This is a genomic window from Sphingobium sp. GW456-12-10-14-TSB1, assembly GCF_059424385.1.
In genome coordinates this window covers 599758-623456 of record NZ_JBWKZI010000001.1, presented here as the reverse complement: position 1 = coordinate 623456, position 23699 = coordinate 599758, and the positions used below count along the sequence as shown (strand labels likewise).

Genomic DNA, 23699 nt, shown 5'->3' with positions numbered 1-23699 from the left:
GCTCGATGGAGCCCTTCGACAGGCTCAGGGCGAACGGAGAAACGAACAGCATGACCAAAGTTACCGTTGCCGCGCTCCAACTCGCCTTCACAGACGATATGAGCGAGAATATCGACCGGGTGGCGACCCATGTGGCCAAGGCCGCCGCGCGCGGGGCGAAGATCATCTTGCCGCCAGAACTGTTCGAAGGCCCCTATTTCTGCCGCGTCGAGGACGAGGCCCTGTTCGCGCGGGCACAGCCGGTGGACGAGCATCCCGCCGTGCAGGAAATGCGCAAGCTGGCCAAGGATCTGGGCGTCTATATCCCAACCAGCTTTTTCGAGCGCGACGGGCAGCATCATTATAATTCGCTCGCTATGATCGACGATCAGGGCGACATCATGGGCGTCTATCGCAAGAGCCATATTCCCGACGGGCCGGGTTATGAGGAGAAATATTATTTCCGCCCCGGCAATAGCGGCTTCAAGGTCTGGCCGACCAGATATGGCACGATCGGCGTCGGCATCTGCTGGGACCAATGGTATCCCGAATGCGCGCGGATCATGGCGCTGATGGGTGCGGAGATGCTGTTCTACCCGACCGCGATCGGCTCCGAGCCCTATGATGCGGACCTCGATACCAGCCGGATGTGGCGGCGGGCGATGATCGGCCATGCCGTATCCAACTGCATGCCCGTGATCGCCGCCAACCGCATTGGCGAAGAGGATGGCCAGAGCTTTTACGGCCACAGCTTCATCACAGACCAATGGGGTGATTTCGCTGCCGAAGCCGACGCCAGGGATATGGGCGCGCTCGTCGCGACGCTCGATCTGGCGCAGGCGCGGACGCACCGGGCGGGCATGGGCTTCTTTCGCGACCGGCGGCCCGACCTGTACGGGCGGATCGCGCAGGACGTCTGACCGCTAAAGCAGCAGCCGGGTCGCGCGCGGCGATCGGCGGATCAGCCAGAACATCGCAAACGGCACCAGCAATGCTATCGCCGTCAGCCATGGCTTGCCCAGATAGGGCGAGAGATAATGGATGAACGCCACATGCAGATACATGATCACCAGCGACGCCCGGCCCAGCGATGCCAGCGGCGCGGCATGGGGCGCGATCCGACGGGCGATAACGACGATCAGCAGTGATGTGGCGATTGCCGACCCGATCGACAGCAGCGGCCAGCCATAATCGGCGATCTTCATGTTCAGCGTCGGGAACCAGCCCGCCAGTCCCGCGATCGACAGGATGGCCAGCGGCGCAATGAAGCCGTTGCGCCAGCCCACCCGCCCCCATGCCGCGCCGATCCAGAGCAACACAAGCGCCATCGGGACGCTGAGCAGTCCCAGCGGCGACGCCTGCGTTGCCCAGCCCAGCCCATAGGCCATACCCGTCATCGGAATCAGCAGCATCCCCCAGCGCCGGTCCAGCGCATCGGGCCAGCGCGTCAACGCGACGTTGAACAGGATGCGGGCGACCATCAGGCAGGGAATGAACCAGAAGATCGTATAAGGCCCGCGCAGCCAGGAGCCACCCAGCAGGATCGGCAACAGATCGCCTGGCCATTGGTGAAAGATCGGACGACCACCCTTTAGCGGCTCGATAATCTGATCCGCGACGATCAGCAGCGTCAGGAAGATGGCATAGGGCCGCATCTGCGCGGCCAGTTGGCGGCGGGTAAAAGCGCCGATCGGCTGTGGCCGCGACAGCATGCCGGACAGCAGGAAGAAGAGCGGCATATGAAAACTGTAGAGCGCATCGCGCAACGGTCCGCGCGTCCATACATGGCCGACAACGACCGCGACAATGCCAATGCCGCGCGCGACATCGACCCAATCGAGCCGATCCCCGGCGGCCTTGTTGCCGCCGCCATTCTCCCCTCTATGCTCCATAGCCTCCACGCCCTATAGGACGGGACGCGCGCGTCAATGCGCCCCAGCCCTGTTTCCCGATCGGACCCTTTCCTTGGCCCTGCTTACCGACCATGTCCTCTTCATCGATGGCGAGGCCATCATTCTAGACAAGCCAGCGGGCCTGCCGGTCGATGCGCCGCGCGACGGGTCCATCGCGCTCGAAAACCATCTGCAATCGCTGACCTTCGGCTTTGCCCGCTGGCCGCTGCCCGTCCACAGGCTGGACCGCGACACCAGCGGTTGCCTGCTGCTTGCCCGCAATCCCAAGGCGCATAAGCGCTTCGCCGGCGCGTTCGAGGCCGGGACTGTCGCCAAACGCTATGTCGCGGTCGTTGACGGCATCCCTGCGGAAGAGGGCGGCACGATCGAATTATCGCTGTCGAAGATCAGCAGCGCGAGCGAAGGCTGGCGCATGATCCCGGCCAAGGCAGGCAAGGTCGCCGTCACCCGCTGGCGCAAGGTTGCTGAAAAGGACGGCCGCGCGCTCATCGCCTTCACGCCGCAGACCGGGCGCACGCATCAAATCCGCGTCCACGCGCTCCATGGCCTGGGCTTTGGCATCGTGGGCGATCCGGTCTATGGGACAGGCGGCGTGCCGATGCTGCTCCACAGCCGCTTTCTCAGCATCCCGCGCGGCGACAAGCCAGCGGCGGAGGCGACCGCCCCCTTGCCCGCCACCTTTGCTGCGGCCGGGTTCGGACAGGAATTGCTGGACCAAGCCGGGCTTTGACGAGCACGATCGAGCCGATACAGTCACGCCATGGTCGCCATCGCCATCACACGCTCGATTTCCATCGATAGCGACGAGATTATCGAAAGCTACACCCGCGCATCGGGTCCGGGCGGCCAGCACGTCAACACAACCGACAGCGCAGTGATGCTGCGCTTCGATGTCGCCAATTCGCCCGGCCTGCCAGACGCTGTGAAAAATCGTCTGGCGGACCTTGCAGGAACACGCATGACGCGCGAGGGCATATTGATCCTGCGCAGCGAAGGCGCGCGGTCGCAACTGCTCAACCGCCAGGATGTGCGCGACCGGCTGATCGCGCTGATACGCGAAGCCACCATCGTCCCCAAAAAACGCCGCCCGACAAAACCCACCAAAGCCTCGCAAAAACGCAGGGTAGAGGGCAAGGTAAAACGCGCGACCATCAAACAGGGACGCGGCAAGGTGCGGGTGGATTAGGCGGGTTGTTCCGCCAAGAGTCGAGACAGTGTCGCGGTTTCCATAGAGGGGGTCCGCGACAAGCGCTCCGCTCCCTTGAGGCTCACCCACGCAATCAAGACACCGATTGGCACGTCGATCAGATAATGCCAGCGGGTAGCGACAGCGGTCACGAAAATGAAGAAGGTGATGAAGGCATAAAGCGGCACCAGAATTCGTCCGTGCTTCCAGGCGAAGCTCAGAAACAGAAACGCCGCTGCGGAATGGAGCGATGGCATGGCGGCCAAGCCTACAGTGAAGGCTTTCCCCCCATTGCGCGCCAGCCAAATTGGCCCTTCCGCGATCGACTGATTGTAGAAGTCCAACATGCTATGCTGGCCCGCCGTCACCATTGGATTCAACCCGGCTTCATAGATGAATGGACCGATCGCAGGCGCAACAAGATAGGCTAATGTTCCTAAGCCTTGCAGAAGCAGCGCGGCAATAACCAATTCCGAAAATTTGTCCGGCGTGCGAAATGCATGATAGCAAAAGCTTCCATAGAACATCGCAATATAGCCAATCATATAGAAATTGGCTTCATAGGGAATAAATACCGTCATCGATCGGCGCAAGACCATACATATGTCTACCAATGGCCTAAATTTTTGATCTATTTCCCAATAAAATTCGTCGAATAAATATGGATTGATATGCGGTATCCATAGCTTTATGTTAAAATAAACAAACAAAACAACAACATAGCATGGAAGCGCGATCAGAAATGTTCGCGCTATCGCGCGTCTTTGCCCGTAAAAAGCAAATGCACCCCAAACCCCGACACCCATGAGCGGATATAGATAATGTATGCCAACAAATGCAGCACGTTCACCTGTGGGATACACTATCGGCAATTGAAAAATTGCAGCAAAAGCGACCATCACCGTGATCATCAATAGCGAAATACTGATCTCCGGCGGTAGGTTGGATTTCAATATATTCATGCTGCTGCTCCGCTAGCTCAGCACGCGCTAGCAAAACAAGGTTACCAATGTCTAAATTCAGCCTCTGGCCCTGCCCCATCACCAAGCCTATATCCGCTCCATGTTCGACTTCGCGCCCACCGATACCGCCGACAAGGCGACGCTCTATGCCGACCTGCTCTCCGCCGCCGATGCGTTGACGCGCGATGAGGCGGACCATGTTGCCAACATGGCCAATGTCGCCGCGCTGCTCTGGCAATTTTTGCCCGACCTCAACTGGGCGGGATTTTATCGCATGGTGGAGGGCGAGCTGGTGCTGGGGCCGTTTCAGGGCAAGCCTGCCTGCATCCGTATCCCCCTGGGTCGCGGTGTATGCGGCACCGCGGCGGCGACGGGCGAGACGCAACTTGTGGCGGACGTCCACGCCTTTCCCGGCCACATCGCCTGCGACGCTGCCAGCGCCTCGGAAATCGTCGTGCCGATCCTCAGCGATGGCGCGGTGATCGGTGTGCTGGATCTCGACAGCCCGCGTCCCGCGCGCTTCGACTCGGACGACGCGCACGGGTTGCAAGCACTGGTCGCTCGGATTGCCGCCCGGATCTGCTGAAGGCGTTAACCCTCCTTCCCGCCAGGGTCGCCTGTTTCGCCCCGTTTCGGGACAGGATTTAACCCTCGCACGCATGGATAGCCCCGGATCACCATGCTAAACAGAGCGTTAGCAATTTGACCCGCGCGGCGCCTTTCCGCTGTGGGAAAACAGGGAGCGTTAACCATGCGGACATCCGGCCTTCTCCTTCTGGGCGCGAGCATCGCGCTGGCGGGCGCGGCTAGCCCGGCACTGGCAGGCAACGGCCCCGGCATGAGCCATGGTGCCAAAGGCGGCTGGTCTGGCGGCGGATGGAAGGGTGGCGGCCGACCGATGACCCACGCCCCCCGACCCGGCATGACCTGGAATGGCGGGCATCGCTGGGGTCCGCGTCAGAACGGTCGCTGGTATGCGGGCTGGCGCGCGCCGGGTGGCTGGAATGGCTATCAGCGCCCGGTCTATGGCTATGTCCTGCCGCGCTACTGGATCAGCCCGGCTTATTATATCGGCAATTATGGCGCCTATGGCCTGCCCGCCCCGGCGGCCGGATATGGCTGGTCGCGCTATTATGACGATGCGGTGATGACCGACCGTTATGGCCGGGTCTATGACAGTCGCAGCAACATCGCGTGGGACCGTTATGAGGGCGGCTATGGCGACGATGGCTATTATGACGATCGCGATGGGTATCGTCGTCCCGACAATGGCCTTGGCGGCGCAGCGATCGGCGCGGTAGTCGGCGGCGTGGCGGGCAACCGGATCGCCGGACGCGGCAACCGCACCGCTGGCACGCTGATCGGCGCTGGCGTCGGCGCAGTGGCTGGAGCGATGATCGACAAGGCGGAGGATGCGCCCCGACGCGGCGCTGCGCCGCCGCCGCGTCGTCCGGGCGCTGGCTATGATTATGGCTATGGCTATGCCGACGACAGCGTGACCACGCAGAACGACTATGAAGGGCGCTGGACCGGCACCTGGACGACGGCCGATGGCAAGCGGACCAGCGGCACATATGAAGGCCGCTTCGAGGGGGAAGTGCGCGGCGCGGGCGTCGACTATGATCCGCCAGCCTATATGGGCCAGCCGCATTGGTCGCAGGGGCCGGTGCAGGTTACGACCCAGGGCGGGGGTGGCTATATATCGGGGGGCTATTATTACCCCGCACCGATCGTGACCACGGTGACGATCGAGCCGGAGGTGACGACGACAACGACGACCACCTATGTCACCCAGCGCGTAGGCCATCGCAAGCCAGCGCGCCGGGCGTGTCGCTGCAAATAAGCATTTGGGGGCAGCACATCGGGGTCGCGCCTTGCAACGGGCGCGGCCCTGTCATTTTGCCAGAGGTGGCGTGATGGCGGCACGGGGCTGCGGACGGCCCAGATGAAAGCCCTGGCCGATGATACAGCCATGGGCCAGAAGCCGGTCGGCCTGCGCTGCGCTCTCCACCCCTTCGGCGACGACATCCATGCCGAAACTGCCGCCCAGCTTGACGATGGCGTCGACAATGGCCGCGTCGCCCGCATCCTCTTCGATGTTCGAGACAAAGCTGCGATCGATCTTCAATATATCAACCGGATATTGTTTGAGGTGGCTGAGCGAGGCAAAGCCGGTGCCGAAATCGTCCAGCGCGACGCGCACCCCCGCCTCTGAAAAATGCTGCAATGCCCGCTCCACCTGCCCGGCGCCGCGGCCCAGGAAAACAGTCTCGGTCACCTCTATTTCCAGATGTTCCGGCGGCACGGCGAACAGCGCAAGTTGTTCCAGCACCCGATCCGCAAAGTCCCCCCGCGCAAAATCGGCGGCGGACGCATTGATCGCGACGCGACCGGGATCATGACCGGCCTGCAACCATCCGCGCACATCGCGCAAAACGCTGTCGAGCATCTGTTCGGTCAACGCCACGGCAATTTCGGCATGTTCAAAACCAGCCGCTATGCTGCCGGGCAATTGCAGGCCCAAACGCGGATGATGCCAGCGCAACAGCGCTTCATAACCCAATACCTGGCCATTACGCAGATCAACCTTGGGTTGATAATAGGGTGTCACCAGCCGATCGGCGATGATGCTCCGGGCCATGCCGATCATTGAACTGCGCTGCTGTGCCTGCGCGCGCAGATCGGAATGGAACAGGGTCAGGCGGCCACGGCCGGCGGCTTTCGACGCATAGAGCGCCAGGTCCGCCGCTTTAAGCAGATCCTCCGCCCGATCACCATGATCGCCAAACACCGCGCCGCCGATGCTGACCCCGCAATCGATCGAACGGCCATTATGGACATGGGGCGTGCGCAGGCTTTCGATCAGCTTCGCGCTCCACGCCTCCAGTGCCGCGCCATCGGTCAATGACGGCGCGATCAGGCCGAATTCGTCACCCCCCAGCCGTCCCAGAAGCGCGTCCGGCGGGGCAATCGCCGCAAGGCGTCCGGCAAAGGCGCATAGCAAGGCATCGCCCGCGTCATGGCCCAGCGAATCATTCGTGCGTTTAAGATCGTCAATATCGAGCAGAAGCAGGCCAAAGCGTTTGCCGGTTTGCCCCTGTCGTTCGGCCATATCGTCGAGCGTCGCCTGCCATAAGGCGCGGTTTGGCAAGCGAGTCATGGGATCATGCGTTGCGGCCCAGCGGATGCGGTCCTCGGCATCACGCTGATCGGTCACGTCCAGAAATGTCACGATGACGCGCTGCGCCCGTCCGGATTCAGATCGTGTGGTCCAGCCGCTGCTCCTGATCCAGCGCAAGGCGCCATCACTGGCGCGGTGGACCCGCAATGTCGCCTCGAAATGGGGCGGAACGGCGCCGGAAGCGACTGCGTCCAGCATGACCCGCAGGGTCTCACGATCGTCAGGATGGACGATCGACAGCGCCAGTTCGCTGGTCGCAGGTTGATCCTCGCTCAGACCCAGCATCGCGCGAAATTCAGCCGACCAGCGGCGTTCGCCAGTTGCGACGTCGAAATCCCAAATGCCCAGCCGCGCCGCCTGCACCGCCAGACGCGAACGTTCCTCGCTGTCCGCCAGCGCGCGCAGGGCGAGCTTTTGCGCGTGCACATCCTCCAGCGTGCCATACCAGCGGACAATCTGCCCCTGCTCGTCGCGGCGCGCCGCCGCGCGGGCACGCATCCAGCGATAGCCGCCATCGCGCAGCCGGATACGATAATCGATGTCGATCGGCGCGCCGGATGCCAGATGCTTGGTCCAAATGGTGATAGTCCGGGGCAGATCGTCCGGGTGGAGCGCGACAAGCCAGCCGGTTCCCAGCGCCTTCTTCGCGACCATGCCGGTCAGGTTCAGCCAGCGCGGTCCAACTTCCTCAATCGCGCCATCGGGGGCAGCGGTCCACGGTACCTGCGGGCTCAGTTCGACTGACCAGCGATAATGTTCCCGGCTTTCGGCCAACGCCCTTTCCAGCGCGCGAGCCTGGCTATCGTGGCGATCGTGCACATCTTCCAACGTGCCATAATAGCGGACCAGGCCTTCCGTGCTGGTCATCCGCCGCATTCGAAGAAGGCACCACCGCCGCTGGCCGTCCGTGCCCGGCAATCGCACGGTCAGGGGCTGCGGCTGCTCCTCCGCGATCGCGGCCTTCAGCAGGACGCGACGGTCCGCGCGGTCCAGCAATGCGCGCCATGTCTTGCCGGCCAAACCAGCATCCTGGTCAGTCGCCAATATCCGGCCCCGTGCATCGGCGATCCAACGCGACAAGGAAGGCGACAAATGATTAAAGACCGGCGAAAACAGTATTTCATTTCGATCATGTAATGAAATGTCGATCCGCTGACCGTCATCCAGCGCTCGCCGGAAATCATCGAATCGGCGTTCAGCAAAGCGATCCATCGCCAGCCTCCGCCCATGTCGCCATCATTGCGTTCATCATGGCAGGACTAGCCGAGAAAGTTAAACAACCTCCTCACACTCTGTCATTCTGGTCGGATTTACTTGCCGCGCGCGCGAAAATAATAGCAAATCTATGGAATAGGGCCGCTATTTGCGAAACATGCTCGCCAGTTCGATTGGCAGCGGAGGCTCGTCACGCTGCGCAACGTGACGAATAGCCTGATCCTGCTCATCAGGATCGAACCGGACCCAGCCGGCCCGGCTCAGCTTTTCGAGCGGTCGATAGCGGACCTTATATTGCATCCGCGCCGAACCGTCGACCCAGTAACCCAGATAGACATAGGGCAGGCCCGCCGCCGAAGCGCGCAGGATATGGTCCATGATGATGAAATTACCCAGCCCCGGACGATTGTCCAACTCTGTGTCGAAGAAGCTGTAGATCATCGACAGGCCATCGCCCTGCCGATCCGTCAGGCAAGCGCCGACCAGCTTGCCGACGCGCCCGTCGACGCCGGGTTCGCGATATTCAACGACATGGCTGTCGACCGGGGTCTGTTCGACCATGTCGGCAAAATCCATCTCGTCCATCTCGGTCATGCCGCCGCCGGGATGACGTGCCGACAGATAGCGCTGGAGCAGCGCATATTGTTCTTCGGTCGACCATGGCTTGCAGGCGGTGACCGTCAGGTCGCTGTTGCGGCGGATCAGCTTGCGCTGGGTCGCGTTGGGGCGAAATTCGTCCGTGACGACACGCACCGAAACACATGCCGAACAATCGGCGCAACTGGGGCGATAGGCGACATTCTGGCTGCGGCGAAAGCCGATGCGGCCCAGCGCATCGTTGAGTTCGGCGGCGTTGTCCCCGTTCAGTTCGGTAAACACCTTCCGCTCGCTGCGCCCCGGCAGATAGGGGCAGGGCGACGGATTGGTCACGAAAAAGCGGGGAAAACGAAAAGGTGCAGTCACGCTCCAATATCCCCTTCGTGGCGGCGGCGCGGGTGGATCATGCCGCGACTATGCCGTTGCGACGCGCCTATGAAAAGAGCGTTTACCACGAAATGTTAAGAGATCGTTCGCGCGTCACGCAACCTCGATCGGCGCAACCTCATAGCCAGCCTCGCCCAGTGCCGCGATGAGCCGCTGGAGATGGGCGCGATCGCGCGTCTCGCATTCCACGTCCAGGCTCAGCCCCTTGGCCGGCAGGTTCGTGAAAATACGCTGATGCGCCAGTTCCAATATGTTGACCGCTTCCTGATCGAAAATCTTGGCCACATGAAACAGCGCGCCCGGCCGGTCCTGCAGAATGATACGCAACCGCGCCAGACGGCCCGACCGGGCCAGATCGCGCAGCAGAACATTGGCCAGCAGTCGGGTATCGATATTGCCGCCGGTCAGGATAAGCCCGACATTGCGGCCGACAAATTGGTCGCGATAGGTCAGCAGCGCGGCAAGGCCCGCCGCCCCTGCCCCTTCCACCACGGTCTTTTCAATCTGGAGCAAGAGGCTCAGCGCCTCCTCCAGCCGTCGTTCGTCGACCAGCAGCACATCGTCCGCCAACCGTTCGACAAAGCGGCGCGTCAATTCGCCCGGCTGCTTGACGGCAATGCCTTCCGCCAGCGTGTCGCCGTCACAGGCAAGGTCCGCGCCCTTGATGAAATCATACATGGACGGATAAAGTTCGGCCTGCACGCCGACCAGCCTTATATCCGGCTTCATCGCCCGTGCGGCCGTCGCCATGCCGGAAAACAACCCGCCACCGCCGATCGGAATGATCAGCGTATCGATCTCCGGCGCATCCTCCAGCATTTCGAGCGCGACCGTCCCCTGCCCCGCCATAATGTCCGGCTCGTCAAAGGGATGGATGAAGGTCAACCCCTGCTCCACCTCCAGCAGCCGCGCATGGGCATAGGCGTCATCGAACTTTTCGCCATATTGCACCACGGTCGCGCCATGACCCTGGGTCTGGGTGACCTTCACCGTAGGCGTCGTCGTGGGCATGACGATGGTGACAGGCACGCCCAGCCGCTTGCCATGATAGGCCAGCCCCTGCGCATGATTGCCCGCCGACGCGGCTATGACACCCTTGGCCTTGGCCGCGTCGTCCAGCTGCAACAGGCGGTTGAGGGCGCCACGTTCCTTATAGGCTGCGGTGAATTGAAGATTTTCAAACTTCAGATAGACCTTGCAGCCCAGCATCGTCGACAGAGTCTGGCTGATCAGCGTCGGCGTCTTGACGATCGAACCGGCAATCCGGGTCCGCGCGGCAAGAATGTCATCGACGGTGATCGGCAGCGGCAAGGCGCTCTCTATCTTCGCTAAGCTGTTCATGGCCCGCCCCCTAGCGGAAAATTGCGCGTGAAGAAACTGGCACTGTCGGAAAACTGGCCCTATGGCTTGGTCTGGCGCACTAAATATACGGGGCATATGGCTAATATCGCGTTTATCGGCCTGGGCGTCATGGGCGGCCCGATCGCAGGCCATCTGGCAAAGGCGGGGCACAGCCTCACCGTCTATAACCGCTCCATCGGCAAGGCGAAAAGCTGGGCGGAAGCCTATGGCGGCACGGTGGCGATCAGCCCGGCCAAGGCGGCCGAGGAAGCGGACATCGTCATCAGTTGCGTGGGCAATGACGACGATCTGGCCCAAGTGACGCTGGGGCGCGAGGGCGCATTTCGCACGATGAAGCCGGGCGGGCTGTTCATCGACCACACAACGGTATCGGCCCGAATCGCGCGGCAATTGTTCGTCGAAGGCGAAAGCCGGGGCATCCACAGCGTCGATGCGCCGGTATCGGGCGGTCAGGCAGGCGCGGAAAATGGCCGACTGTCGATCATGTGCGGCGGCAGCGAACCGGCGGTCACCGCCGCGAAGATCGTGATGAACGCCTATGCCGCGCGGATCGTCCATGTCGGCGGCGCGGGGGCTGGCCAGACGACCAAGATGGTGAACCAGATCTGCATCGGCGGCGTGTTGCAAGGGCTGGCCGAAGCGCTGCGCTTTGCGCAGGCGGCGGAACTGGATCTGGACGCGGTTTTTGAAGCGATCTCCGGCGGTGCGGCGCAGAGCTGGCAAATGGACAATCGCTGGAAAACGATGGCGCAGGACCGTTTCGATTTCGGCTTCGCAGTCGATTGGATGCGCAAGGATCTGGGGCTGGCACTGGAAGAGGCGCGGGCGAACGGCGCCACCCTGCCGGTGACGGCGATGGTCGATCAATTTTACGCAGACGTGCAGGCGCTGGGCGGCAGCCGGCAGGACACGAGCGCGCTGGTGCGAAGGATTACGCGGGCGTGAAGGCTGACATTCCTATGGTTCGCGCTGCTGCATTGGCCCGCGCAGGTTGCTTGACGATCGCGGCTCTGACCGCCTCCACCCTCCCCGCCTTCGCGTCCGGGGTCATTGATAACGTCAACGGCATGGCGGTCGATCCCAATGGCAAGATCGTGCATTTTCGCGCGCTGCTGATCGACGATGACGGCAAGGTCGAAAAATTGCTGCCTGATCGCTATCAGGAGCCGGAATATAAGCCCAAAAAGCCCAAAAAGGGCCAACCCTGGCCCGAACGGCCCAAAGGGTTGTCCTTCCGCATGGATGCGGGGGGCAAGACGCTGATCCCCGGCCTGATCGACGCGCACGGTCATGTCATGGGGCTGGGCCTGGCGCTCATCACGCTGGACCTGTCAGATACCAAGTCTTTGGCGGAGGCGCAGGCCAAGATCAGAGCCTATGCGCAGGATGGTGCTGGCCGCAAATGGATCATCGGCACGGGCTGGAATCAGGAACAATGGGGGCTGGGCCGATTCCCGACAGCGGCGGATCTGGACGCGGCGGTCAGCGATATTCCGGTATGGCTGGAGCGGGTGGACGGCCATGCGGGCTGGGCCAACAGCGCCGCAATCCGCGCGGCGGGCGTGACGGCGGCGACCAAGGCGCCTGTCGGGGGCCGGATCGAAATGGCGGCGGGCAAGCCTGCTGGCGTGTTCGTGGACAAGGCAATGGACCTGATCGCAAAGGTCGTCCCCGCCCCTGCGCCGAAAGACCGCGACATCGCCTTTGAAAAGGCGCAACGCGCGTTGCTGGCGACCGGGATCACCGGCATTGCCGACATGGGGACGAGCATAGAGGATTGGCAGGCATTCCGCCGATCCGCCGACCGGGGCGCATTGCGCGTGCGGATCATGGCCTATGCGGCGGGCATCGGCAATATGACCCTGATCGCCGGGCCGGAACCGACACCATGGCTGTATGACGACCGGCTGCGGCTGGGCGGGATCAAGCTGGTGCTGGACGGGGCGCTGGGATCGCGCGGCGCGTGGCTGAAGGCGGACTATGCGGACGCGCCGGGGCAACGCGGTCTGCCGATGATCCCCGACACGCAACTGCGCAACATCATGAGCCGCGCGGCGATGGACAATTTCCAGATCGCCACCCATGCCATCGGCGACGCGGCGAACAGCGAGATATTGGACGCGATCCAGGAATTGTCGGAAACCTATAAGGGCGACCGGCGCTGGCGGATCGAACATGCGCAGATTGTCAGCCCTTCCGACCTGCCGCGCTTCGCGCAGTTCGGCATCATCGCATCGATGCAACCCGTGCATGAAGCGTCCGACTGGCGCATGGCGACCGCGCGGCTGGGCGAGGCACGACTGGCGGGTGCCTATGCGTGGAAGGCGATGCTGGATAACCGGGTGCCGCTGGCCTTTGGCTCCGACGTGCCGGTCGAAAGCCCCAATCCCTTTGTCGGCATCGCCGTCGCGATGAGCCGCGAGGATGGTAAGGGTGAACCGATCGGCGGATGGCTGCCGCAGCAAAAGATCAGTTTCGAGGCGGCACTGGACGGCTTCACCCGCCAGGCCGCCTATGCCGGTTTCGCGGAAAAACGCTTTGGCAGTCTGGTGCCGGGGCAGCGGGCGGATTTCCTGCTGATTGATCGGGACATTGCCACCGCCCGCCCGGCCGACATTCGCGCGACGCAAGTGCTGGAAACATGGATTGGCGGCAAGCGGGTCTATGTGAAGGGGCAATAGCCCGCTTCACATGGCATTGTCGGCGGCTTCCAATGCATCCTCGAATGTTTCGGGGAGCGGCGGCTGGACCGGCTTGTCGCAGCCTTCTTCCTTCATATGCGCGCGCAGGGCGTCCATGCGGCCCAGGTTCCACCGCGCCAGCGGCACGCCGAGGGGCCGGAATTCGGCGCGATCGAACAGTTCGACGACATAATTATGGCATAGCTCATCGACCTGATCGAGCGTCAGCATCCCCATATTCATGACCATCGGCTTGCCCGGCACGCCATTGCGGCCGCGCACCAGATCCGTGACGTAAAGGCCGCCACGCGGATCGACCAGCACGACATCGGCCTGGCTGGAATCGATCAGCCGATGGCTGGCGGCGTAGGGCGCGACGAATGCATGGGTGCGCCAGACCAGAAAGATGCTGGCAAGGCCAGTGATGAACAGGCCGATGATCAGCGGCCTGAGCGCATCGCGCGGCCGGAAACGCGCCCAGCCAAGCCCGGCCAGCAGACAGAAGGGGCCGATATAGCCATGGGCATAGCGAAAGCCCCAGCCATAGCCCTGCGCCAGCGCCAGCGCGCATCCGGCCAGACAGCCAAGCGCCAGCGGCAGCGCGATTTCCTGCCCCCTGATCGCCCGCTTCCACCGCATTGCGGCGATGCCGAGCGCAGCCAGGGGCACCATCAATATATTATTCCAGGCGACGAAGCGGCTGAGATTGACCAGCGGCTGCCAGCGATCGCCCAGCCGCTGGAACAGGCTGCCAACCTTGTCCGCAACGCCGGCGGAGGGACGGACGTCCGCTGGCGCGCCGAGCATATCGAGCAGGAAGGCCGGCCAGATCTTGGCCCAGACGATGACGATTGCCACAAGGGTCAGCGCATGGAAGGCCGCCACCGTCCAGCGACGAGCAAGCAGCATCCACAGGATGAACGGCGCGATGAAGATGGGCGGAAAATGCCATTGATGCAGCCCGGCGGCGACCAGCGCTACGACACCCGCGCTGACATGGCCGAGCACCCCGCCCCGCAGCACCAGCGCCAGCCACACCATGTTGAGCGCGAAATGCCCGGTCATGGCATAGGGCGTCATCGCCGTGATCCACAACTGGCTGGACGAACAACCCAGCAGGACAGTCACCCACACCGCATCGGGCCGATCGGGCATCAGGTGCAGCGCGACGCGCCAGAGGGCGAACAGGCCGGTGATCAGCAATACCGGGCCCGCCATGTTGGGATCCCCCAATTGCCAGAATAGCGCCTGGATCGCGCTGTTCACCGGCAGATAAGCCGCCGTCCAATAATCCGCAGCGCCGAAGGGGGAAAAGAATTCGGGCATGATCGCGCGGCGATAGGGTTCCCATTCGATCGGGATCGGCCGGGCGAACAGCCCCTCACGCATATAGGCGGCGGCGAAACGGGCGACCTCCTCATCGCGGGAAATGGCGTAATCCTGAAACAGGGCGTAATGACCCGCCCAGGCCGCCAGCCCCATCAGCACGATCAGCGGCACGACGATCCGCGCGGTGGGTCGCGGCAGGATGATCCCGCGCCCTTCGGCAAAGGGTGCGGCGAGCGCCATCAGCAGCAAGGGCATGATCAGGGCGGGGAAATCCTGATCCAGAAACAGGATGACCGCCAGGCTGATCCCCTGACGATAGGTGACGTGCCACAGGAACGTCGCGCCCAGCCACAATGTCAGGCCGATCGCCCCCGCCAGGAACAGGCGGCGCGCGCTGAAAAAGGACGCGGGCGACTCCATGATCAATCCTGAACCAGCGCCCGGTTGACGAAAATGCCGTCCATTTCGACGAGTAGCGGGAAATGCCCCTTATTATTGGCGAAGAAGGCCGAAGGGATGAAGGCGCGCGCGTCCAGCCACTCGATCATCGCGCGATAGCCGGTGCCGCCTTCGTAAATGGGTCGCACCCCCAGTTCGGTCTGCACGCCCGTCATCTGCGCCAGTGCCGCGCCCGCTCCTTCGCAAACCGACAGGTCATGTCCCTGCGTATCCATTTTCAGGAACGGTCGGGAAAAACCATGCTGCGCGATCAATTCAGGCAACAGCGTATCTAGGCGGCGACAAGGTGTGGCGAGTGTCTGCGTCACCTTGTTACGGCGCGCGAAAATATCGTCCTGTGCGCTGGACGGCGCCTTGAGCGAGGAAAATTGATCGGCGGCCATGATGTTGAAATCGGCGGTGCCGTCAAAATCCGACAGCGCCATGTTGAACACATGCCAGCGGCGGTCCGAAGCCGCGCGCATTTGCAGTTCGGCGAACACGGCCGGGTTCGGCTCGAAGGAAAGGATCAGGCCGCGATAGCCCGCATCCTTGCGTGCCATCGTCGCATATTGGCCGCGATTGGCGCCGACGTCGAACAGGCAGTCGACCTTGAACCCCGACAGAAAGCGCTTCAACGCCTGAATTTCGGGATATTGATGCACGCGACCGGCCAGCGCCAGGCGCAGCGCAAGCAGGCGATCGGCGGCCTCACGAACATAGCGGTTCATGCGCGCGCGGCCAGCACTGCGTTGTAGATGCCGATCGTCGCCACCGCCATGTCCTTCCAATCCCCCATTATCGTCCCATAGGCGCGCGCCTGGCCGCCCTGTTTTTGCCTGATGGCGGCGCTTTGTACCAGCGGCAAGAGGGCTTGGGCGAGCGCCGATGCATTTCCCGCCGGAAAGCGGGTCGCTACGCCTTCGGGCAATTGGCCGAACATGCCTGCGTCCGACGTCACCATCGCCTTGCCATGGTGCAGCGCGGACAGGAACGCGCCGCTGGAATCGATATGGCGATAGGGGAAGGCGATGACATCGGACTTGACCATATGCGCGTCGAGACGGCCTTCGGTCAGGAAGCCGAAATCGGTCAGCAGACGATCGGCAAAGCCAGCGGCGCGGACCTTCTGGAGCAAGGGCGCGACATCCATGAAGGGTTTGCCCGCCAGCACCAGTTCAAAGGCGTGGCCCGCCTGCCATTGCTGAAGGCAGGCATCGATCAGCAGATCGACGCCCTTATAGGGACGGATCGTCCCGAAGAAGAGGATGCGCGGCACGGCTGGATCGAGAACGGAGGCAAGGTCTGCGGCAGTGGCCGTCATCAATTGCATCGGCGGGTGCGGCGTCACATGGATATGCGCGGGATCGATCCCCTGCCCCACCAGCGCGGCGCGCGTGGTGTCGCCATGGACGACCAGCGCGTCGAACTGATCGAGCAACGCCCGATAGCCCCTGCCCTGCACCCCGGCATCGGCATGATAGGCGTCGGCATTGTGAACGGTGTGGACCAGCGCGGTGCGGCCCTTCAACCGGCGCAGCATCAATCGGTCGGCAGGCGCCAGCGGCAGCCACTGGACATGGACGACATCGGCGCGCGCAAGCGGCCCCATGTCGCCGAGCGCGCAGGACAGCCCATATTCCATCGCCTTGGCGACGCGGAAGGGGCGGCCTTCGCCGATCCGCTTGCGCAGCGCCTCACTATGGCGGAAGAAATGCGGGACATAGCGATAGCCCTGCGGGTCGATCGCGTCGGTCGCGCGCATCGGGCGGGCAAGCAGGGTCACGTCCGCCCCCGCCCCGGCCAGCGCCGCGCAGAGGCTGTCGTCATAGCGCCCGGTAAAGAGCGAGGGATCAAGCATCGCGACCTTCATCGCCGCACCAACCGGCGCAGCGAGACTGCATGCAGGGCCGCGGCCAGCAGCAGCGTCAGCGCATAGAGACCAAGGAAGGCAAGATCGAAACGTTCCGGCCAGAGCAGGCGGGCGAGCGGGACGCTGAGCAGCGACCCGGCGAGGAAGGGAAGCGAACGGGCGAGCAGATGCGAAAAGCGGCCCAGCGCCGCCTGCACATAGACCGACACGCACAGCAGCGCGAGAGCGAGGAGCGCGACGACGATAAGGATGAGATCGGCGCGATCGATGCTGGCGCGACCGTCGAACAATATGGCGAACAGCCGGTCGCCAGCGCCCAAGAGCAGGGCGGACAGCGCCAGGGCGAAGACCATCGCAGCCCCCAGCGCCCGGCCAAGCAACTGGCGCAGCCGTACCGCGTCGCCCGCATGATAGGCCCGGGTGATGCGGGGGAGCGCGGCTTCCACCAGCGCGCGGACCAACATCGACAGTGACCTCGACATCTTGAAGAAGAAATCGAACAGCAGCATCGGCCGGGCGTCGCTGGTCGCCAGCGCAATCGTGAAATAGGGGGCGTTATAGGCGATGATGTCGGAAACGGTGAAAGCCGCCGACGCCCCTATGTCGCGCAGATAATGGGTGCGGACATGGCCACCGCCCACGCGGAAGGCGATCCAGTGGCGCGGCCGCATGCCAAGGCGATGGTGGACATGGGCGATCGCCCAGCCGATGACGAGGAGGCTGACCAGGAGTTGCAAGGCAAGCGACAGGCGCGGGTCCAGCCCGGCCAGGATCGACAGCAGCAGCGCGATGGTGACGACCCGCCGCCCGCAATCGAGCGCTTCCCACAGGAAATTGCCGTCCACCGCCGCCAACGCCCGCTTGGCCAGCAGGCCCGGCAGGTTGAGGCAGGCGGACAGGAAAAAGAGGATGAACAGCAAGGGCATGGCCGTGCCGATCCATCCCGCCGCCAGCGCGACGAGCAGGATGATCGTACCGCCCGCGACGATCAGGCCAAGGAACAGGAACAGCACCCCCATTTCCTCCAGGCGGAACGCGCCTATGTCGCCTTCACTGCCGCCCAGCCAGTGGCGTCGCAGCCGGGCGTAGATGATGCTGGTCAACCCGAATTCGGCCGAAATGGTGAAATTGCCGAAGGCGACGAGCAGCAGGAAGGACTGGAATTCGGCCAGCGGCAGGGCGCGCACGAACACGAAGGTGACGGCGAAACCCCAGATGAGGATCAGGCCGACATTGGCAAGCTTCACCAGCGCAAGGATACGGGCGGACGCCTCCATCCGCGCGAGGCTGCTCACCGCGCGGCGGCCCCGCCGGGTTTGCGGGCGCGAAACAGCCGGTCGTCCAGCGCATAGAAATGGCGGGTCGCGACGTCGATGCTGGCGGCGTCGATTTCCTCCAGATCGAAACCCGCCGCGCGGATGCGATCGGCAAAATCCGGCCCATATTGGCGGACATGGTCCCACTGGCCAAAGCGGCGCTCCCGCTCGCGCGGGGGCATGGCGAAGCTGCCATCCTCGGTCGGCTTTTCCCATAAAGGCACGATCAGCCAGGCTTCGCCACCGGGTTTCAGCGCGCGCAAAATGTTACGCAGCACGGCCATGTCGTCAGGCACATGCTCCATCACATGGCTGGCGTAGAACAGGTCGTAGCGATCGGTATCGGCAAGTTCCATCAGGTCGACGCGGTGCATGTTCGGCACGGTGTAGCGCGACGGGTCGAGATCGGCGGGGATATAGTCGGCAGCGGCGGCAAAGCGGCGGACAAGGCTGGCTTCATTGGGCGCCATATGCAGGATCGCGCCGTCGGTCGGCACCGTCAGCGTCCCCTGGGCCATCAGCCAGTTCATCAGCCGCTCGCGCGGCGATGCGCCGCATTCCGGGCACCCCCATTCGCCATTGTCGCCATAGCGAAAGAAACCGACGACCGTCGCGCCACAGGCCGGACAGCCGCGGTTAGCCCGCGCGCCCAGCGCCTTGCGCAGTTTCAGCGCGGTTCGGGTCAGATGCTTGCCGACAGCCTTGGCCACCCGCTGAACAGTAATCACGTCATTCTCCGATGGGGAACAGCATTGGCGCTATACAAGATCGCACGGCTTTGACGAGAGGGTCAGCGCGACTTGGCCGGATTCCAGATGGTGACGGTGCGTCCGGTCATCGCCTTGGCCACGCCTTGCAGGGTCGCGGCATAGGCGATCAGCACGTCGACCAGTGCGGCGAAGGGGCCGCTTCGGGCACGGATGCCGCGCCAGATGACCAAGGCGACGACCAGCGCGCCGATCAGATAGAGCATCGGCGATATGCGCAGCGCCAATGCGCCCGCCGCGATCGCGCCGGTCAGGATGAACAGCCCGCCGAACCAGCGGACAATCTTGCGAGAGGCATATTTGAAGCGGTCGATCGCGGCCATGCGGCGCAATTGCGGGCCAAGATGGCTGTGCGTGTGCCAGGCGCGGGCAGCGATGCGTACCTTGCGCCGATATTCGTCCTTGCGAGCCGTGACCAGCCGTTCGCGCGCGATCACATCCTTTGCCTTCACCAACCGTTTTCCCGCGAACACCACCGCCATGGAGACGGTGAGGTCGTCGAGCACGCTGTCGGGGAAATCGGGATAGAGGCTGCGGCGGATCGAGAAGATCGAGCCGTCCGCCCCCAGCACATTGCCGGTGCGCGATTCCTCGTCCTTCAACCGCTCCTCGATCCGCCAGTAGAGCGATCCGACCGAAGCGGTCGCACTTTCGCCCTGTCCGACATAATGGAGCGACCCCAGCACGCCGCCAATGTCCGGGTCAGCATAGCGGGCGAGCAGATTGTCGATCGCTTCGGAATCGAGCAGCACATTGGCGTCGGTGAAGATCAATATGTCGCCGCGCGCACGCGCCGCGAGCTGCTTCATGCCATGGGCCTTGCCGCTGCGACCGGGGCCACGGATCAGCGTGACGAGATCGCCCTGCGCCGCGATCAGATCGCCCGTGCCGTCGGACGATCCGTCATCGAAGGCCAGCAGTTCCAGGCTGGGGTGCTGGCGTTTGAGCATGGCCAGATTGGCGAGCTTTTCGGGCATCGCATCCGCCTCGTTATAGGCGCAGAACAGCAGCGAGGCGCTGGGCGTCGGTCCCGCGACGGGCCGTTCGGGCTGTGTCGGCAATGCGCGCAACACGAGCGGATAGAAGAGGAACGGCCACAGCACAGCGACCAGCGAGACGAGAAGGAGCGCGCCAAGCCAGAGGTCGGTCATGCTCAATAGGCCTTGTGATGGAAGAGCACGCCCAGCGTCGCGACGATGATCCGCAGGTCGCGCCAGACCGACCAGGCGGTGACATATTCAAGGTCCGATTGCAGCCGGTCGATCAGATCCTGATGATGATCGGTCGATCCGCGATGGCCGCGCACCTGCGCCAGGCCGGTCATACCCGGCTTGATGCAATGACGCGCCCAGTAGCGGGCATCGACTTCCCAATAGAGCGTGTCGCCTGCCTTCGCCGCTGCGGCATGAGGACGCGGGCCGACAATGCTCATGTCGCCGTTCAATACATTGAAAAGCTGGGGAAGTTCATCGATGCTGGACTTGCGCAGGAAGGCACCGACGCGGGTAACCCGATTGTCGTCGCGCGCGGTCAAAGTCTCCGCCCTGCTGTCGCTCGCCTCGGCGCGCATCGAGCGAAATTTGTAGATCTGGAAGGACCGCCCGTCCTTGCCGATGCGCGGCTGGCGGAAGATGACGGGGCCGGGGCTGGTCAGCTTCACCGCCAGCGCAGCGACGACGAGAATTGGCGACAGGATGATCGCCGCCGCGCCCGCGACGATGACGTCAAACAGGCGCTTGATCAGGCGGTCGCGGAACTGGAGCGGGCCGCCCGCGACGATGATGGTCGGCTGGCCGTCAAATTCATCGACCCGCGCAGGCGCGAAGCGGAGCAGTTCGGGCACGATGATTTCGCCCCGCGCCGACAGGGATTTGAGCGCCGCTGACCATCCATCCATCCGGTCGAGCGGACAGGCGACGATGACCCGTTCGGCCATGCCGACCGCTTGCGCCAGCCGCGCCGCCATGTCGGCGTCATGCCGTTCGGGGCGCAGATCGGCGGCGGCCGCTTCGATGATCAGCATGTGGGGGCCGGTTTCCACAGCGACGCCGTCCATGATGACGGCGGTCAGGTGCGGCACTTCGCCCAGCAAGCGCTTGGCAAGCCGCACAACCAGAAGCCGCACCAGCACGACCGCTATTGCGCCCAATCCCAGCCCGACAATGAAGGTCAGGCGCGAAAGCTGTTCGGCGATCTTGCCCAGATAGACGATCAGCAGCATCAGCAAGGCCGCCTGCGCCAGCGCCAGCAGCGCGCGCGAAATGCCGCGCCGGACATTTTCCAGGCTGTGGATGCCATAGCCGCCGCCCTGCACGCCAAGCAGCGCATAGAGCGGCGCGATCATCGCGAACATGACGAGGCCGTGCGGCTTGCCCGGTTCCCCCCAAAGCGCGCCCAGCACGAACCAGTTGGCCGCGAGAAACGCACACACCAGCCCTGCCATGTCGCCAGCCAGGCTCAGGGCATAGAGCCGCAGCCGGACCATTTCCTTGGAGACTGTCACTGATGCGCCCTGCTTATCGCCATGTGCCCCGTTGGCACCGGGCGCGATCGGTTGCAAGGGGGAGAGTCAGCACCCCATCCGTTCGTAAGACATGCACTATTCGGGTTAAATCCCGAACAGCCGTTCCAGCGACTTGTCGAGCATCAGCAATTGCCAGAGCAGCCGCCCATGATCGGCCATGCCGGATTTATGGTCCGCCGCGATTTTGGCCAAAGCCTTGGGATCGAACCATCCCGTGCGCGCCAGCGACGATCCGCCTGCGATCGCCGTCGCCTCGCCCGCAAGCGCGCCACGGAACCAGGCGCTGATGGGGGTGACGAAGCCCATTTTCTGGCGATAGAGTATGTCCTGCGGCAAATAGGGTTCCATCGCCTTTTTCAGCAGATATTTGCCGCTATTGCCCCTGATCCGCTGATTGACCGGCAGGCGCGCGGCAAATTCGACGAGGCGATGGTCGAGCAATGGTTCGCGTGCCTCCAGGCTGACGGCCATGCTCATCCGGTCGGTCTTGGTGAGGATGTCGCCGGGCAGCCAGATGCGGATGTCGGCATATTGGGCGCGGTCGAGCGGATCGCGAGCAGGGGCATCGGCCATTGCCTTGATGTAGCGATCTTCGGCGCGATAGGCGCCCAAACGGCTTTTCATGTCCTGATCGTAGAGCCGGTGGCGCAGCGCATGCGGCGTGACTCCGACCGACGCGGCATAGGCAGCCCCGCCCTCCCCCGCCAGTTCAAGGAAGGTCGATTTGGCCCGCAGCGCGCGCGGCGCCCAGTCCGCCTTGGGATAATATTTGCCGAGCGCGCCGAACAGGGGCTGACGGACGGAAGCCGGGATGAGGCCGCGTATCCGCTCCCCCTGCATCTGGAAGCGATGGCGGCGATAGCCTGCAAATGCTTCATCCGCGCCATCGCCCGACAGCGCCACTGTGACCTGTTCCCGCGCCAGTTCGCACACGCGAAAGGTCGGCAAGGCGGAGGCGTCGGCAAAGGGTTCGTCAAAATGGAAGGCAAGCCGGTCGATCAGGCCGTAGTCGTCTGGCGACACGATACGGGTGCGATGGTCGGTCGCAAAGCGGCGGGCGATGCGATCGGCAAAGGCGGTTTCGTCGAGCGAGGCGACATCGAAGCCGATGGTGCAGGTCTTGACCGCCTGGGACGAAGCTTCCGCCATCAGCGCGACCACGCTGCTACTGTCCACCCCGCCCGACAGGAAGGCGCCCAGCGGCACGTCCGCGACCATGCGGGACCGGACGGCCTGCCGCATCAGGGCGACCAGTTCTTCCTCCAGTTCCTGCGGTTTCGCCTTGGTCCGATCGGCGAAGCTGACGTCCCAATAGCGTTGGGGCTGGGGCAAAGGGCGACCGCGCACCAGCCGCAGCGTTTCGCCTGCGCCCAGCTTGCGCACGCCAGCGACCATGCAGGCGTCGTCGGGGACATAGCCATAGGCCATATAATCCTCGACCGCGCTCAGATCCGGCGCGCGGCGCAGCAACGGATGGGCGAGCAGGCTTTTCAGTTCCGATCCGAAGATCAGGCTGCCGTCGGACAGCAGGGCATAATGGAGCGGTTTGACTCCCAGCCGGTCGCGTACCAGCCAGAGCGATTGCGCCCGCGCATCGAACAGGGCGAAGGCGAACATGCCGTTGAAGCGGTGGACGCAATCCTCGCCCCATTGGCGATAGCCGTGGAGGATGACTTCGGTGTCGCTATGGGTGCGGAAGATGTGGCCCTTGGCCTCCAGTTCCGCGCGGACTTCGCCGAAATTATAGATTTCGCCGTTGAATATGACCGCCAGGCTTTTATCCTCGGTCAGCATGGGTTGCGCACCGGCCTCCAGGTCGATGATCGACAGGCGCAGATGGCCAAGGCCCACGCCGGGCGCGGTCCAGATGCCGCTGCCGTCCGGCCCGCGATGCGGCATCGCGTCGAGCATGGCGCGCACGCGCGCGGGATCGACCGGCTTGGCCGTTTCGAGATGAAAGATACCTGCTATGCCGCACATGGTGACCGC

Annotated in this window: 20 protein-coding genes; 7 read left to right on the top strand and 13 right to left on the bottom strand. The window is 63.5% G+C overall.

What is annotated here, in order from left to right:
* Positions 1-50: 50 nt before the first annotated feature.
* On the top strand, positions 51-899 hold the full coding sequence (aguB, locus tag AC07X9_RS03130; protein WP_019053233.1) for an N-carbamoylputrescine amidase: 849 nt from the start codon (positions 51-53) through the stop codon (positions 897-899).
* A gap of 3 nt (positions 900-902) precedes the next feature.
* Here aguB and AC07X9_RS03125 read toward each other — a convergent pair whose 3' ends face one another.
* Entirely contained in the window at positions 903-1871 is a 969-nt protein-coding gene (locus AC07X9_RS03125; RefSeq protein ID WP_017182534.1) for an acyltransferase family protein, read from the bottom strand.
* Positions 1872-1944: 73 nt separating this feature from the next.
* Here AC07X9_RS03125 and AC07X9_RS03120 point away from each other — a divergent pair, with 73 nt between their 5' ends.
* Complete coding sequence (locus AC07X9_RS03120; RefSeq protein ID WP_017182535.1) at positions 1945-2622, top strand: RluA family pseudouridine synthase; 678 nt, start codon at positions 1945-1947, stop codon at positions 2620-2622.
* Between the two features lie 30 nt (positions 2623-2652).
* Complete coding sequence (arfB, locus tag AC07X9_RS03115; protein ID WP_017182536.1) at positions 2653-3078, top strand: alternative ribosome rescue aminoacyl-tRNA hydrolase ArfB; 426 nt, start codon at positions 2653-2655, stop codon at positions 3076-3078.
* On the opposite strand, the gene AC07X9_RS03110 is transcribed toward arfB, so the two are convergent.
* The gene (locus AC07X9_RS03110; protein ID WP_198430263.1) at positions 3075-4040 is read right to left on the bottom strand and encodes a phosphatase PAP2 family protein; all 966 of its coding nucleotides are present in this window, start codon (positions 4038-4040) and stop codon (positions 3075-3077) included. The two genes, arfB and AC07X9_RS03110, sit on opposite strands and share 4 nt — an antisense overlap.
* A 100-nt stretch (positions 4041-4140) precedes the next feature.
* Here AC07X9_RS03110 and AC07X9_RS03105 point away from each other — a divergent pair, with 100 nt between their 5' ends.
* Both AC07X9_RS03105 and AC07X9_RS03100 read left to right on the top strand, forming a co-directional pair.
* Complete coding sequence (locus AC07X9_RS03105; protein ID WP_017182538.1) at positions 4141-4626, top strand: GAF domain-containing protein; 486 nt, start codon at positions 4141-4143, stop codon at positions 4624-4626.
* A gap of 165 nt (positions 4627-4791) precedes the next feature.
* Positions 4792-5883 (top strand): RcnB family protein, encoded by a 1092-nt coding sequence (locus tag AC07X9_RS03100; RefSeq protein ID WP_017182539.1) that lies wholly within the window; start codon positions 4792-4794, stop codon positions 5881-5883.
* Positions 5884-5934: 51 nt separating this feature from the next.
* Here AC07X9_RS03100 and AC07X9_RS03095 read toward each other — a convergent pair whose 3' ends face one another.
* From AC07X9_RS03095 to AC07X9_RS03085, 3 genes are all read right to left on the bottom strand, one after another.
* Complete coding sequence (locus AC07X9_RS03095) at positions 5935-8433, bottom strand: sensor domain-containing protein (RefSeq protein WP_086485474.1); 2499 nt, start codon at positions 8431-8433, stop codon at positions 5935-5937.
* Between the two features lie 147 nt (positions 8434-8580).
* Positions 8581-9399 carry an arginyltransferase gene (locus AC07X9_RS03090; RefSeq protein ID WP_017182541.1) on the bottom strand — a complete coding sequence of 273 codons (819 nt, stop codon included), beginning with the start codon at positions 9397-9399 and terminating at the stop codon, positions 8581-8583.
* 114 nt (positions 9400-9513) lie between these two features.
* Entirely contained in the window at positions 9514-10761 is a 1248-nt protein-coding gene (locus tag AC07X9_RS03085; RefSeq protein WP_017182542.1) for a threonine ammonia-lyase, read from the bottom strand.
* 96 nt (positions 10762-10857) lie between these two features.
* Between AC07X9_RS03085 and AC07X9_RS03080 the strand changes: the two genes are divergently transcribed.
* Together AC07X9_RS03080 and AC07X9_RS03075 are read left to right on the top strand one after the other, a co-directional pair.
* Positions 10858-11727 carry an NAD(P)-dependent oxidoreductase gene (locus tag AC07X9_RS03080; protein WP_026002285.1) on the top strand — a complete coding sequence of 290 codons (870 nt, stop codon included), beginning with the start codon at positions 10858-10860 and terminating at the stop codon, positions 11725-11727.
* A 14-nt stretch (positions 11728-11741) separates the two neighbouring features.
* On the top strand, positions 11742-13463 hold the full coding sequence (locus AC07X9_RS03075) for an amidohydrolase (protein ID WP_414711420.1): 1722 nt from the start codon (positions 11742-11744) through the stop codon (positions 13461-13463).
* 6 nt (positions 13464-13469) lie between these two features.
* On the opposite strand, the gene AC07X9_RS03070 is transcribed toward AC07X9_RS03075, so the two are convergent.
* The 8 genes from AC07X9_RS03070 to AC07X9_RS03035 form a co-directional block, all read right to left on the bottom strand.
* Entirely contained in the window at positions 13470-15212 is a 1743-nt protein-coding gene (locus AC07X9_RS03070; RefSeq protein ID WP_026002286.1) for a hypothetical protein, read from the bottom strand.
* Between the two features lie 2 nt (positions 15213-15214).
* Positions 15215-15961 (bottom strand): FkbM family methyltransferase, encoded by a 747-nt coding sequence (locus tag AC07X9_RS03065; protein ID WP_017182546.1) that lies wholly within the window; start codon positions 15959-15961, stop codon positions 15215-15217.
* Complete coding sequence (locus tag AC07X9_RS03060; protein ID WP_017182547.1) at positions 15958-17103, bottom strand: glycosyltransferase family 4 protein; 1146 nt, start codon at positions 17101-17103, stop codon at positions 15958-15960. The genes AC07X9_RS03065 and AC07X9_RS03060 overlap by 4 nt, the downstream gene beginning before the upstream one ends.
* Positions 17100-18380, bottom strand: coding sequence for a hypothetical protein (locus AC07X9_RS03055; RefSeq protein WP_037514363.1), 1281 nt, complete (start codon positions 18378-18380; stop codon positions 17100-17102). Before AC07X9_RS03055 ends, AC07X9_RS03060 begins: the two co-directional genes overlap by 4 nt.
* A gap of 14 nt (positions 18381-18394) precedes the next feature.
* Positions 18395-19147: a class I SAM-dependent methyltransferase gene (locus AC07X9_RS03050; RefSeq protein WP_026002287.1), complete on the bottom strand. Its 753-nt coding sequence runs from the start codon at positions 19145-19147 to the stop codon at positions 18395-18397.
* A 62-nt stretch (positions 19148-19209) separates the two neighbouring features.
* Positions 19210-20337 carry a glycosyltransferase family 2 protein gene (locus AC07X9_RS03045; RefSeq protein ID WP_017182550.1) on the bottom strand — a complete coding sequence of 376 codons (1128 nt, stop codon included), beginning with the start codon at positions 20335-20337 and terminating at the stop codon, positions 19210-19212.
* Between the two features lie 2 nt (positions 20338-20339).
* Positions 20340-21671, bottom strand: a complete 1332-nt coding sequence (locus AC07X9_RS03040; protein WP_174703657.1) for a sugar transferase — start codon at positions 21669-21671, stop codon at positions 20340-20342.
* Between the two features lie 123 nt (positions 21672-21794).
* Positions 21795-23690 (bottom strand): XrtA/PEP-CTERM system amidotransferase, encoded by a 1896-nt coding sequence (locus AC07X9_RS03035; protein WP_017182552.1) that lies wholly within the window; start codon positions 23688-23690, stop codon positions 21795-21797.
* Positions 23691-23699 lie beyond the last annotated feature (9 nt).